Raw genomic sequence first — 13,071 nt, forward strand, 5'->3', positions numbered from 1 at the left:
TTCCGCCGGGCAAGATTTGAAACCGTGACCGGACGCAAAGGGGGCGGCCGGCGCGGTCGGGGGAGACGGTTCCTGGCGAGGCGGGAGAAGCCGCGGCGCTGCGCGCGCGGTGGCATGTGCCTTGGGGGGAACCATGGAGGAATACGAACTCATCGTTATCGGCAGCGGCCCGGCGGGTCGGCGCGCTGCGGTGCAGGCGGCCAAGCTCGGCAAATCGGTGCTGGTGGTGGAAGGGCGGCGGCGCGTGGGCGGCGTCTCGGTCCACACCGGCACGATCCCGTCCAAGACCCTGCGCGAAACCGCGCTCAACCTTTCCGGCTGGCGCGAGCGCGGGTTCTACGGCCACTCCTATCGCGTGAAGCAGGAGATCGGCGGGGATGACCTCGGCGTCCGCCTGATGAAGACGCTGGAGCACGAGATCAACGTGCTGGAGCACCAGTTCCACCGCAACAAGATCCGCACCGTCAACGGCACGGCGCGCTTTACCGGGCCGAACGAGGTGGCGGTGCGCCGCGCGGACGGCAGCGATCTGGCGGTAAGAGGCGAACGCATCCTGATTACCGTCGGCACGATCCCCTACCGGCCCGACAGCGTGCCGTTCGATGGCGACCATGTGGTCGACAGCGACGCGATCGTCGAATGCCCGCGTGTTCCGCGCAGCCTGACCGTGATCGGCGCGGGGGTGATCGGCATCGAATATGCCACGATCTTCAGCGCGATGGACGTGCCGGTCACGCTGATCGAGCCGCGCGAGACGTTCCTGGACTTCATCGACCGCGAGATCATCGACACCTTCACGCACGAGTTGCGTGACCGGGGCATGGTGATCCGCACCGGCGCGGAAGTACGCTCGATCGAAAAGGGCAAGGACGGCTGGGTGACGACCACGCTGGCCGACGGGCGCACGGTGCGCACCGAGATGCTGCTCTACGCCGCCGGCCGCACCGGCGCGACGGCCCCGCTCGATCTCGACAAGTGCGGGCTGTCGGTCGATCACCGGGGGCGCATCACGGTCGATCCCAAGACGTTCCAGACCGAGGCGCCGCACATCTATGCGGCGGGCGACGTGATCGGCTTTCCCAGCCTTGCCTCCACTTCGATGGAACAGGGGCGCATCGCGGCGTGCCACGCCTTCGGCCTGCCGCTACCGCCCGCGCCGCAATACTTTCCTTATGGCATCTATGCCGTGCCCGAGATTTCGACCGTGGGCATGAACGAGCAGGAAGTGCGGGCGCGCGGCATCAGCTATGAAGTGGGGATCGCGCGGTTCCGCGAAACCTCGCGCGGGCACATCATGGGGCTGAATTCCGGCATGATGAAGATGCTGTTCTCGCTCAAGACGCGCCGCCTGCTGGGCGTGCACATCTGCGGCGAAGGCGCGACCGAGCTGATCCACATCGGGCAGGCGGTGCTGAACCTGAAAGGCACGCTCGACTATTTCATCGAGAACACGTTCAACTATCCGACGCTGGCCGAAGCCTACAAGATCGCCGCGCTGGATGCATGGAACCGGATGCCGGCGCGGGAAAGCTGACCTTAACTCATTGTGCCCCACCTCGTCATTGCGAGCGTGAGCGAAGCAATCCAGAGTCCCACGTGCGGCTCTGGATTGCCGCGGGGCTTTGCCCCTCGCAATGACGATTCAAGGTGATGTTATCCGATCTTACCGCCCCGGCGTGATGAACGAGCGGCCGTGGCGCACCGGGCGCGCGGGGGCGGAAAAGATCGCGCCGGCCGAAAGGCGGCTGCCGCGCACCACCAGCATCACGGAATCGCCCGGTTCGATGCGCACCTCGTCGCCCGGATGGGCGATCGACTGGCCGTTCGCGCGGTCGATCTGAACGATGAAGAACGCGCCGTTGCCCTGCCGTTCGGCCTCGCGCACGTTCTGTCCGGTCAACGCACCGTGCTTGATCGCGGTCACCACTTCCAGTTCGAGGCCGAGATCGTGGAGGCCGCGCTTCATGTCGGAGACCGCGCCATCGCTGCCCACGGCCTTGCCGGTGGCGGGATAGAGGATCAGTTCGGTGATGCGCTCCGCCCCGATGTGGGTGGGCAGCACGACCTTGTCCGCCCCGGCGTGGAACAGCTTGCTTTCGGTGCTGGGCGCTTCGCCGCGGGCGATGATCTCGATCCCGGCGTTGAGGTTGCGCGCCGAAAGCGTGATGAACACGTTGGCCGCATCATCGGGCAGGACCGAGGCAAGTACGCGCGCCTTGGCGATGCCGGCCTGGCGCAGCGTATCCTCGTGCGTGGCTTCGCCGACCAGGCTGAGATGGCCGTGCGCGCGCGCTTCCTCGCACTTCGTGGGGCTGCGTTCGATGATGACGAACGGGTGCCGCGCTTCGGCCAGCGCCATGGCGAGTTGCACGCCGATCCGGCCATAGCCGCAGATGACGACGTGATCTTCGAGTTTTTCGATTTCGGTTTGCATGCGGTCCAGCCCCAGCAGGCGGCGGAACTGGAACAGCGTGAAGACCTGCACGAGCGCGCCGGTCAGCACGATCATGCCGGTGCAGCCCAGCACGATCGTCAAGGTGGTCCAGATCCGCAGGAACGTGGTGTCGATCGGGCGGACTTCGCCGTACCCGACCGAGAAGATGGTCAGCAGCACCATGTAGGCGGCATCGCCCAGCGGCCAGCCGGCCCGGACGTAGCCCATGGTGGAAATGCAGAACACGGTGGCCACGAACAGCAGCGTGCCCGTCAGCAGGCGCAGCGGCGAGCCGAGCACAGTGTTGGCGCCCTGCGACAAGGCAGAGCCGTGGCCGTTTGCGTCCATTGGTGCTTCCCGATCCCCGAAACGGACCTTGGCGCGGGGGCAGGGGCTTGTCCAGTGCTGCGGATGCGAAACGGATGGTCAGGCGCGTTGCGCGCGCGGAAGAACGGTGCGCAGCAGGACCAGCGCGGAGACCAGCAGGATCAGCGCAAAGCTCCACGGTATCGCCGTTTCGAACAGCGCGGCAGCGGGGATCACAAGCCCGCTGACCCGCTCCACCAGCCAGATCGCGGCGGCGAGGCCGATCACCGTGGCCAGCGCGGTGCGGGCGGGAGGGCCATGGTGCCAGCGCGCCAGCGCGAGCAGCGCCGGCAGGGCGCCCAGCACGACCAGAAGCTGCACCGCCTCGATCCCCAGGTTGAAACCGAGGATCGCGGTCACGCGGGTCGCCGCGCCCAGGCCGAAGTTGGCGATCAGCGTGGCAAAGGCAAGCCCGTGGACAAGGCCGAAGCCGAGCGCGACCAGCGGCTCGCGCCCCGGAAAGAGCGGCCGCGCCGCGTGGATTGCCGAGATCAGCACGGACAGGGCGATGCCGGCTTCTACCGGGGCTGCCGGCAGGTGCGCGCCGAACAGCGCGGCCGCGATCAGCGTCAGGCTGTGCCCCACGGTGAACGCGGTGACGATCATGGCGAGATGGCGGAAGGTGGCGCGCGGTTCGCGCAGGGCGGACCAGCGCCCGCCGGCGGCCAGCAGCGGTGCCGGCAGCAGCAGCGCCAGCAGGAACATCAGGTGGTCATAGCCTTCGGCGATGTGCCGCGCGCCCAGGCGGAAGCTGTTGGCGAAAAGGCCGGTCATGCCGGCATGGCCGCGATCGACCGCGAGAATTGGCCGTGCGGCGGTGAGCGCGCCGACGAGTTCGCGTTCGCCCTGCGTGCCGCCGGCCAGGTCTCCGCCGATCACCAGCAGCGCGAAATGGGTGGGAACCTCGCGCGTGATGACGCGCCAGTCGACGCTGAAGCTGCGGTCGCTGGCGCCGGGCGGGGGCAGCAGCGTGGCCGTGGCATGGAGATCGGGCGGGCCGATGATCGTTTCGAACGCGATCCGGTCGATCGCCACGTGCCATTGGCGGCCGTCCGGTGCGACGACCGCGAAGTGGCCCAGCAGATAGGCGCGCGCGGCGGCAAGGCTTGCGGGCCGGTTGTCGGTGGCAAGGCCGGTGGCATAGCCGAACTCGCTTTGCGGCACGACGATATCGGCCACGATCGCGCCGGGGGCGAGATCGAGGCGGATTTCCGAATTGGGCGTGAGATGTGCGGCGGCGGGCACGGGCAGCGCGAGCAGAAGCAACAGGACGGCCAGCGCGGCGATGAGCCGCGCCGGCATGCCGCGTTCAATCATGCCCGAACCAGACGAACCGCGCGGTGGGATCGGCAGCTTTGGGATTGATCTTCAACGCGGCCTTGCGCGCATCCTCCGCGTCATCGCCCCGGCCCAGCGCGTCGAGCGCCTCGGCTTTCTGCATCAGCAGCAGGGCGGAGCGCCAGCCGCCCTTTTCGGCGCGTTCGGTGGTGGCCAGCGCGCCTGCCGGATCGCCGGTGAGCAGTTGCGCGCGGGCAAGCAGCGCCAGCGTGGCGCCGTGCGGACGGCGCGCGGCGTCCTGCCGGGCCAGATCAAGCGCGCGGCGCGGATCGCCGACGGCCAGTTCGTGCTCGATGACGTGCGCGGCCGCGGCCTCCGGTAGGGCTTGCAGGCGTTCGGCCCAGATCGCGGCGGCGCGGTCCGCCCAGGCCCGGCTTTCCGGCCCCTTGCCCTGAAGGCGCAAGAGATGGGCGAGCGCATCCATCACTTCGGGCGCGTTGGTGCGGTTGGCGATATCGGCATAGCGCCGTGCGGCTTCGTCCGGCCGGCCTTCAACGGCCGCCTGTTGCGCCACGAACGCCTCGTTCAGCCAGTTGCCGGGAAAGAAGCTGTCGGCAAAGCGCGCCCAGCGGCCGGCGGTGGTCCAGTCTCCCACGGCATAGGCCACGGTCGCGCGCTGGATGGCGGCCTGCGCCTTGGCCAGCCGCGTGAGCCGCTTGCCGCGCAGCACGGCGTTGACGCGCCGGCGCGCAAGTTCGGGATCGCCCGTGCGCAGCGAGAGCATCGATTGCCGCAGGGCGAGCCCGGCGTTGTTGGCGGCGGCTTCTGCCTTGGCGTAGTCCTCGCGCGCCGTGGCGTAATCGCCGCGCTGCATCGCGATATCGCCGCGCAAAGCCAGCGCGCTGGACGCTTCTTCGCTATGCGGGCTGGCCTTCTGCGCGTCGAACCGGGTGAGAGCCTTTGTGGCATCGTCCAGCCGGTGCAGCGTGACTGACAGCGCGGCGCGCGACAGGCTGGGACCGGCGGGAAACTCGGCCATTCCTATCGCCCGGTCCAGCACCTTGTCCGCTTCGGCCAGATCGGCGTAGCTGCCGGTCAGGCGGTATCGGCCGACCAGGGCATCGCCCAGGATTTCCATGTGGAGCCAGTCGGTCTTGCCGCTCTTTTCGCGTTCGCGCCCGCCATCGATCTGCACCGTGGCGGCGTTCACGGCTTCCTGCTGGTTGCGGGGACCGAACCAAGGCGTGACCTCGCCGGGCGCGGGATCGGGCGGGCCGTGCCGGTGGCTCCAGCGTTGCCAGCCATAACTGGCCGCAAGCACGATGATCACGGCGGCAAGGAGCAGCCAGGGCCAGCGCAAGGTGTTGCGCTGGCCTGTCGAAGCGGTGTTCATGTCAAGTTTTCCCGCGACCCGCGTGCCGTCACGATGTGCGGGCGCAGATCTTCAGGCCCAGATTGGTGAGATCGTCGCCGATCAGGTCGAAGAACTTGTGCAACTCGTTCTTGTATTCGGCGAGATACTTGTTGTTGGTGGCATCGTCCGCCGGCGTGGCGTCGTTGTAGCTGTTCTTGGTCGAGGAGCCGACCAGCGCGGTGGCGATCGCCGGGTTGCCCATGCGATCGACGCTGACATAGGCCGAATCCGCGTCCGTGCGGAAGTTGAAGCCCGATCCCGTGCCGCTCGCCACAGCCGGGGAACCGTTGGGATCCGCCAGGAAGGGGAACGTAAGGCTGAACGGCTTGTCGTTGGTTGGCGGATTAAGCGGAATGTTGGCGAATGTGTTGGGCCCCTGTCCGGTGACGGTCATGTCGAGGAACAGTTCCGCGAGCAGGATGTCGACCACCGGATCGGCAGGGTGCCGGCCGTTGGGGAAGCGGGTCGCGCGGGTGATGTCCAGCTTCAGCGTGTCCGGGATGATCTGCGATTGCAGCGTGGCCGTCACGCCGGTCTGCCCCTGTACGGTCTGCGTGAAGCAGTTGTCCACGTTGTAGGATACGGCCGTGGCCGTCGGCGTGGGGGTGGCCGTGCCGGTTCCGCTCGGCAACGGGGCGGGGACGACCACCTGGCTGCCGGAACCGCTGTCGCCGCAGGCGGCCAGAACGGCGGTCAGCGCCAGCGGCGTTGCGAAGAGCATCGCGGCGCGGCGAAGGGAAAACGGAGATGCTTGCATCACAGGTTCCCCCCGAAGCGGAGCGTCTGACCCCAGACGTCCAGATTGCTGCCGATCGTGCCAAGGTTGGCATCCGGAATTTCCAGGACCAGTGCGGTATCGTTCTGGCCATCGAAGAAATTGCGATCATTGCGGATGCGGATGGTGCCGAACGAGCGCGTTTCGCGGAAGCCGATCAGGTCGAAGAAGAACGGCTCGTCATACAGGCCGACGCGCGCCTTGACGCCGTTGGCGGTGAGCGTCGTTTCCACCGGCCCTTCCAGCGTGCCGGTCACGCCGGGCAGGCCTTCGATGCGGACGCCCCAGTCGTTTGGCCCCTGTCCCTTGCCGAAGCGGAACTTGATCACGAATTCCGGCGAGGTTCCGGGGGCCTGCGTGGACACGTTGATCTTGTAGAGAACGTCGCGGTCGTAATAGGTCGGCGCGGTGGTGGCGACCGGACCGGCGAAGGTCATCGATATCTTGGTCGTGCCGTTGGAATGCCACGCGAAGACGTCGGCGATATCGGCTGGAATATCCGGCGTGGTATCGAACCCGGCGTCGGTGCGGGTGGGCGGATCGAGGTGATCGGCGCTTTCGGCCACATCGGCGGGAAGGAGCAGAAGTCCCGACAGAGCGGCACAAGCGGCACCAGCCGCCAGCCCCCTGGCTCCAACAGTCCTGAAAAAGCTGCGCACGGCGTATCTCCGACTCTGGGTAACGAATGACGGTGCGACCTTGATGTCGCCTCATTCTTCCCGAATCGCTGTGCCGGCCCTCACACATCCGCGTATTTATCGCGGCGCCTGAACAAAGGGCGGCTCCGATTCAATGCGGAGGCCGTTACCCGGGTTGTACCTCTAAAAAGACGCTGCCGTGAAGGGGGAAAGTGCCGGCATCGAATTCGGGATGCCTGGCGCGCAGATGATGCGCATAAAAAAACGGGGCGATAAACGCCCCGTTCTTTTCGTCTGGCGATGAAATGGCGCTTATTTCGGCGCCAGCACCATCAGCATCTGGCGGCCTTCCATGCGGGGGAAGGCTTCGATCTTGGCGATTTCCGCCACGTCGTCCTGCACGCGACGCAGCAGGTTCATGCCGAGTTGCTGGTGCGACAGCTCGCGCCCGCGGAAGCGCAGCGTGACCTTCACCTTGTCCCCTTCCTCGATGAAGCGCTGCACGTTGCGCATCTTCACGTCATAGTCGTGATCATCGATGTTCGGACGCATCTTGATCTCCTTGATCTCCTGCGTCTTCTGGGTCTTGCGGGCAAGATTGGCCTTTTTCTGGGCCTCGTACCGGAACTTGCCGACATCAAGGAACTTGCAGACCGGCGGATCGGCGTTGGGCGAAACCTCGACCAGGTCCAGTCCGACTTCGGCTGCCTGTTCGATAGCCTCGCGCGTGTACATGACGCCGAGATTTTCACCGTTCTCATCGATCACGCGCACCTTGGGCACGTTGATGAGCTGGTTGTAGCGCGGCCCGCTCTTGACGGGGGGCGCCATCATGCGCCGGGGTGGGGGAGCTATAGTGCGTTCTCCTGCAGTTGCTAGAAAGGTGATTTTGGCGCGCTCATATCACATTGCGGTCGCAGATAAAGGGCCAAGCGCCGAATGTGGGGTTTTCAGGGCGCGATTCAAGGGTGGGGAAGCGGATTGGAGCCGTCAGCGGCGGCCCTCGCGGGCGCGCCGGCGTTCGTAAAACAGCAGCGCCAGCGCGTAGAACACGACATCGGCCGCGATCTTGCCGGCGCCGACTCCCAGTGCTTCCCCGAGCAAGGAAACGGTGGACAACGTGATAGCCGGGCGGACGACCAGCGTATCGAGCGCTTCGGCCATGCCGAAATCGTGGAGCATGGCGAGCAGCACGGGGCGCAGCCGACGTTCACCGCTTGGCAGGGCGCGCCAGTCGCGCAGGAAGATCGTGCCATAGTACCCGACATTCTCGCCGAGTGCCGCGCCGAACGCGGCCAGTTCCGGCCCGGTATCGGCGGCGGACAGGGCGAAGAAGCCGGCATAGCTCCCGGCAAAGCCGCACGCCTCGGCCCAGCCGAAGCGCGCCAGCCAGTGCCGCCAGCGCGGACCTTGCGCGGTCATGCCCCGGTTTGTGCCGGCTGGCGCCAGAGCGGGAAGCGCGCCAGCCGATCCGCCGCAGGCACCAGCGCCTCGATCTCGGTAGCGGGCTGCATGGCGGCGAGGATCGCGGGATCGGCCGCGTCCATGCCGCCGGTCAGTGCGCCGATCGCGGGCAGGATCATGCGGCCGCCGTGCGCTCCGCCATCGCTTTTGCCGACCACCAGGCACGGGCGCGCGATGTTGCGGCCGCGCACGGCCAGGCGCAGCTTGGGGTGGAAATGGCCGGAAAGTTCGGGGGCTACTTCCCCCGCCTTCGCCTCGTGCCGTAGCACGATGCCGCTCACGGCGAGTTCTTCGACCCGCGTGCCGCCGGGATGATCGGCCACATCTTCGTCATGGTTGCCGGTGATCCACACCCAGTCGGTGGCGCGCGTCAGCGCCGCCAGCATGCCGGCGGCGTGGGGTTCCAGCCTTTCCGCGCCGAAGCGGTCATGGAAACTGTCGCCCAGGCAGAACACGCGCCGCGCGCCGGTTTCCCGGATGGCGCGCGCGATGCGTTCCAGCGTTTCGCGGCTGTCATAGGGTGGCAGCATCTGTCCGAAACGCGCGTAGAAACTGGCCTTTTCGAGATGCAGGTCCGCGACCAGCAGGGCCTGTTCGTCCGGCCAGTACAGCGCGCGGCCATCGCCGATCCGCGTGCCGAGCCGAAACTCGCGATGGGCGAACGAAAAGGGAACCATGGGTTTCCCTTGCCGCAGGGGGCGTGATTTGGCAAGCGCCCGGCATGACCGACTGGACCGAACAGACCGCCCAAGCCCGCCACTGGTTCGAATCGCTGCGCGACCGCATCTGCGCCGCGTTCGAGGCGATCGAGCGCGAGGCCGGCAGCGACGCGGCTTTCGTCTATACGCCCTGGAGCCGCGAACAGGCGGGCGAACCGGCGGAAAACGACGCCAATGCGAACCCCGGCGGCGGCGTGCGTGGCGTGATGAAGGGCAAGGTGTTCGAGAAGGTGGGCGTCAACGTCTCCACCGTGGGCGGCGCGTTCAGCCCGGAATTCGCCAAGACGATCAATGGCGCGGACCCGGAAAACCCGGTGTTCACGGCTACCGGGATCAGCCTGGTCGCGCACATGGCCAATCCGCACGTTCCCGCCGTTCACATGAACACGCGCTTTCTCACCACCAGCAAGGCCTGGTTCGGCGGCGGCGGCGATCTCAACCCGCCGATCCCCTATGACGAGGACACCGCCGAGTTCCACGCCGCGTTCAAGGCGGCCTGCGACGCGCACGACGGGGAGTACTATCCGCGATTCAAGAAGTGGGCGGACGACTATTTCTACATTCCCCACCGCAAGGTGCACCGGGGCGTGGGCGGTATCTTCTACGATCACCTCGAATGCGCCGACCTCGATGGCTTCGCCGCCAACTTCGCCTTCACCCGCGATGTGGGCGAGGCATTCCTCGACGTGTTCCCCAGGCTGGTGCGCCGGCGCATGGGGATGGACTTCACGCCCGAGGACAAGCAGCGCCAGCTCGAATGGCGCGGCCGCTATGCCGAGTTCAACCTGGTCTATGACCGGGGCACGCTGTTCGGCCTGAAGACCGGCGGGAACATCGACGCGATTCTGATGAGCCTGCCGCCCGAAGCGGTGTGGAGCTGACCGGTTGGACTACGACCACCCCGAGCCTCTCGCCCCCGGCTACCATGCCGTCCGCCCCGGCGATCTCGCCTGCGTGGTGACCGCGCTGGAAATGCGCGAGAAGCCTGCGGCGTTGCGGCGGCTGGTGCCGGAAGGCGATGTGCCGGTGCAGCTTGTCCGCTGGGAAGCACCGGCGATCGAGAAATACCGGATGCTCTACCGCCGTGTCGGCGCGCCGTGGCTGTGGTGGTCGCGGCTGGTGAAGGATGATGGCGAACTCGCCGCGATCGTCCACGATCCGCAGGTTCACGTCTTCGCGGTGGTCGATCGCGCCCGCGTGGAAGTGGGGATGCTTGAACTGGACTTCCGCGTGTCCGGCGAATGCGAGATCACGTTCTTTGGCCTGATTCCGGGCGCGACCGGGAAAGGGCTGGGCAAGTGGCTGATGCGCAAGGCCTTGCAGTTGGCCTGGCGCGAGGGCGTGGGCCGGGTATGGGTGCATACCTGCACGCTCGATGGCCCGCAGGCGCTGCCGTTCTATGTCTCGCAAGGCTTCGTGCCCTATGCGCGGGCGGTGGAAGTGTTCCCCGATCCGCGCCTTGGCGACGTGCTGCCGGAGGACGTGGCACCCCATGCGGCGCTGCTGCGCGCCTAAGCGATTACACTGATCCGCATTTCCGCGACCTTTACCCCTTGCCCTGACCGCATGGTTCCGCCCATTTAGGCAGGACATGCTACGTCAGTACGAACTTGTCGAACGGGTGCTTGCCTATGATCCGGACGCGGATGAGGCTATCCTCAACCGCGCCTATGTCTATACCGTGCAGAAGCACGGCACTCAGAAGCGCGCATCGGGCGATCCCTATTTCTCGCACCCGGTGGAAGTCGCCGGGTTGATGACCGAGCTGAAGCTCGACCAGGCGACGGTGGTGACGGCGCTGCTCCACGATACGGTGGAGGATACGCTGGCGACGGTCGATGAGATCGAGCGGCTGTTCGGCGCCGATGTCGCGAGGCTGGTCGATGGCGTGACCAAGCTCTCGAAGATCGAGACGATGAGCGACAACGAGCGCGCCGCCGAGAACCTGCGCAAGTTCCTGCTGGCGATGAGCGAGGACTTGCGCGTCCTGCTCGTCAAGCTGGCGGATCGCCTGCACAACATGCGTACGCTTCATTTCATCAAGAGCGAGGAAAAGCGCCGCCGCATCGCGCGCGAGACGATGGATATCTATGCCCCGCTGGCCGAGCGCGTGGGCATGTACGAATACATGCGCGAGATGCAGTTGCTGGCCTTCGAGCAGCTCGAACCCGAAGCCTATGCCACGATCAGCGGGCGTCTCGCCGCGATCCGCAGCGAGGAGAACGGCCAGGTCGGGGCGATCGCGCTGGAGATCAAGCAGGCGCTGGCCGAAGCGGGCCTAAGGGTGGAAGTCTCGGGCCGCGAGAAGCACCCCTATTCGATCTGGAAGAAGATGGCCGAGCGCCATGTCAGCTTCGAGCAGATCACCGACATCATGGCCTTCCGCGTGCTGACCGAGAACGAGGACGATTGCTACAAGGCGCTGGGCATCCTGCACCGCACCTGGCAGATGATCCCGGGCCGGTTCAAGGACTACGTCTCCACGCCGAAGATGAACGGCTACAAGAGCCTGCACACCTCGCTGATCTACAACAACGCCATGCGCGTGGAAGTGCAGATCAAGACGCGCGCGATGCACGAGACCAACGAGTTCGGCCTAGCCGCGCACTGGTCGTACAAGCAGGGCGGGGTCACGCCCGACGGGCAGGTGGGCTGGTTGCGCGATCTGCTGGAAATCCTCGAAGCCAGCAACGATCCCGACGAACTGCTCGAAAACACCAAGATGGCGATCTATCAGGATCGCATCTTCGCCTTCACGCCAAAGGGGGCGCTGTTCCAGCTGCCCAAGGGCGCGACGCCGATCGACTTCGCCTTTGCCGTCCACACCAATCTGGGCGCGCAGGCGGTGGGCGCGAAGATCAACGGGCGGCACGTGCCGCTGCGCACGCCGCTCAATAACGGCGATGTGGTGGAGATCATCAAGAGCCGGACTTCGGAGCCGCAGCTTTCCTGGCTGGCCTTCGCCGTCACGGGCAAGGCGCGGGCTTCCATCCGCCGTTTCGTGCGCCAGAAGGAGCGCGCCGAAGTCGCCGCCATCGGGCGCAAGCTCTATGAGGAGATCGTCGAGCGCCTGCCCGGCACCGTGGGCAAGAAGGCGCTGGCTGACGCGATCAAGCGGCTGAAGATGGCGGGCGAGGAAGACCTGATGTTCGCCATCGGATCGGCCAAGGTCGATGACCGGCAGGTGATGGAAGCCCTGATGCCGGGCAGCGCGGCGAACCTGCCCGATCCCGATCACTGGCCCAAGCAGAAGCGCGCGATCGCGGTGCGCGGATTGACTCCAGGCATGGCGTTCCAGCTTGCCGCCTGCTGCCATCCGGTGCCCGGCGACCGCATCGTCGGGCTGCGCCGGCCGGGCAAGGGCGTCGAGGTCCACGCGATCGACTGCCTCAACCTTGCCAACGGGATCGATGCCGACTGGATCGACCTTTCGTGGGATGCGCGGACTGACGGCGCGATCGGCCGCTTGCGCGCCGAGCTTTACAATCGCCCCGGCACGCTGGCGGAAATGGCGGGGATCTTCGCCAAGAACCACGCCAACGTTGTCAATCTGGAAATGACCCAGCGCGAAAACCCGTTCCATACCTACGAGGTGGATCTGGAAGTGCGCGATCTGGCGCACCTTACGCGCATCATCAGCGCCTTGCGCGCCAGCGACGCCGTGGCGCAGGCCGAGCGCATCTGATCCTGCCGGGCGCGGCATTGCCAGCCGCCAGGCCCCGTGATCGCGGGTGCCCAGTGTTTCCGGCAGAGGGTTTCCAGTATCCGGAACGGACTATGTTTATGATGCGGATTTTTTCATTTATTTTCCGGTGCTTGATTGCCTCTTAAAAAAGATGCAGCGTAAAACGGATATTTAGAGCGGTTTCCATTCATTCCGGCTCATATCCGCAAGATTTGAAGTAATTGGCACATTCGGCAGGCTGGAAGATATCGACGAGCTTGCCGATCAGGTCCCACAGCCCATTGACGGTTCGCTCGCC

Annotated in this window: 12 protein-coding genes and 1 pseudogene; 4 read left to right on the forward strand and 9 right to left on the reverse strand. The window is 66.1% G+C overall.

Annotated features, from left to right (window positions below):
* The first annotated feature begins 133 nt into the window (after positions 1 to 133).
* Entirely contained in the window at positions 134 to 1,534 is a 1,401-nt protein-coding gene (gene sthA, locus EH199_RS06650; RefSeq protein ID WP_124808493.1) for a Si-specific NAD(P)(+) transhydrogenase, read from the forward strand.
* A 129-nt stretch (positions 1,535 to 1,663) separates the two neighbouring features.
* Here sthA and EH199_RS06655 read toward each other — a convergent pair whose 3' ends face one another.
* The 8 genes from EH199_RS06655 to pdeM all read right to left on the reverse strand — a co-directional run bounded on the left by EH199_RS06655 (position 1,664) and on the right by pdeM (position 9,046).
* Complete coding sequence (locus EH199_RS06655) at positions 1,664 to 2,782, reverse strand: TrkA family potassium uptake protein (RefSeq protein WP_124808494.1); 1,119 nt, start codon at positions 2,780 to 2,782, stop codon at positions 1,664 to 1,666.
* Positions 2,783 to 2,860: 78 nt separating this feature from the next.
* Positions 2,861 to 4,102: a HupE/UreJ family protein gene (locus EH199_RS06660; protein WP_190287165.1), complete on the reverse strand. Its 1,242-nt coding sequence runs from the start codon at positions 4,100 to 4,102 to the stop codon at positions 2,861 to 2,863.
* Between the two features lie 7 nt (positions 4,103 to 4,109).
* Positions 4,110 to 5,471 (reverse strand): hypothetical protein, encoded by a 1,362-nt coding sequence (locus tag EH199_RS06665; protein ID WP_124808496.1) that lies wholly within the window; start codon positions 5,469 to 5,471, stop codon positions 4,110 to 4,112.
* Positions 5,472 to 5,499: 28 nt separating this feature from the next.
* Positions 5,500 to 6,249, reverse strand: a complete 750-nt coding sequence (locus tag EH199_RS06670) for a DUF4331 domain-containing protein (protein WP_223806508.1) — start codon at positions 6,247 to 6,249, stop codon at positions 5,500 to 5,502.
* Complete coding sequence (locus EH199_RS06675) at positions 6,249 to 6,926, reverse strand: hypothetical protein (RefSeq protein WP_124808497.1); 678 nt, start codon at positions 6,924 to 6,926, stop codon at positions 6,249 to 6,251. Before EH199_RS06675 ends, EH199_RS06670 begins: the two co-directional genes overlap by 1 nt.
* Positions 6,927 to 7,217: 291 nt before the next feature.
* Complete coding sequence (infC, locus tag EH199_RS06680; protein ID WP_124808498.1) at positions 7,218 to 7,739, reverse strand: translation initiation factor IF-3; 522 nt, start codon at positions 7,737 to 7,739, stop codon at positions 7,218 to 7,220.
* A gap of 156 nt (positions 7,740 to 7,895) precedes the next feature.
* A complete protein-coding gene (locus tag EH199_RS06685; protein ID WP_124808499.1) occupies positions 7,896 to 8,327 on the reverse strand; it encodes a hypothetical protein in 432 nt (143 codons plus the stop codon).
* Complete coding sequence (gene pdeM / locus EH199_RS06690) at positions 8,324 to 9,046, reverse strand: ligase-associated DNA damage response endonuclease PdeM (protein ID WP_124808500.1); 723 nt, start codon at positions 9,044 to 9,046, stop codon at positions 8,324 to 8,326. Before pdeM ends, EH199_RS06685 begins: the two co-directional genes overlap by 4 nt.
* A 44-nt stretch (positions 9,047 to 9,090) precedes the next feature.
* On the opposite strand from pdeM, the gene hemF reads away from it, so the two are divergent.
* The 3 genes from hemF to EH199_RS06705 all read left to right on the forward strand — a co-directional run bounded on the left by hemF (position 9,091) and on the right by EH199_RS06705 (position 12,773).
* Complete coding sequence (hemF, locus tag EH199_RS06695; protein WP_124808501.1) at positions 9,091 to 9,969, forward strand: oxygen-dependent coproporphyrinogen oxidase; 879 nt, start codon at positions 9,091 to 9,093, stop codon at positions 9,967 to 9,969.
* 91 nt (positions 9,970 to 10,060) lie between these two features.
* Entirely contained in the window at positions 10,061 to 10,603 is a 543-nt protein-coding gene (locus EH199_RS06700; RefSeq protein WP_124808516.1) for an N-acetyltransferase, read from the forward strand.
* 76 nt (positions 10,604 to 10,679) lie between these two features.
* Positions 10,680 to 12,773, forward strand: coding sequence for a bifunctional (p)ppGpp synthetase/guanosine-3',5'-bis(diphosphate) 3'-pyrophosphohydrolase (locus EH199_RS06705; protein WP_124808502.1), 2,094 nt, complete (start codon positions 10,680 to 10,682; stop codon positions 12,771 to 12,773).
* A gap of 187 nt (positions 12,774 to 12,960) precedes the next feature.
* On the opposite strand, the pseudogene EH199_RS06710 reads toward EH199_RS06705, so the two are convergent.
* A pseudogene (locus EH199_RS06710) lies at positions 12,961 to 13,071 on the reverse strand (IS630 family transposase); the annotation flags it as partial.

The sequence above is a fragment of the Novosphingobium sp. LASN5T genome, from assembly GCF_003856955.1.
In the GTDB taxonomy this organism is placed as follows: Bacteria; Pseudomonadota; Alphaproteobacteria; order Sphingomonadales; family Sphingomonadaceae; genus Novosphingobium.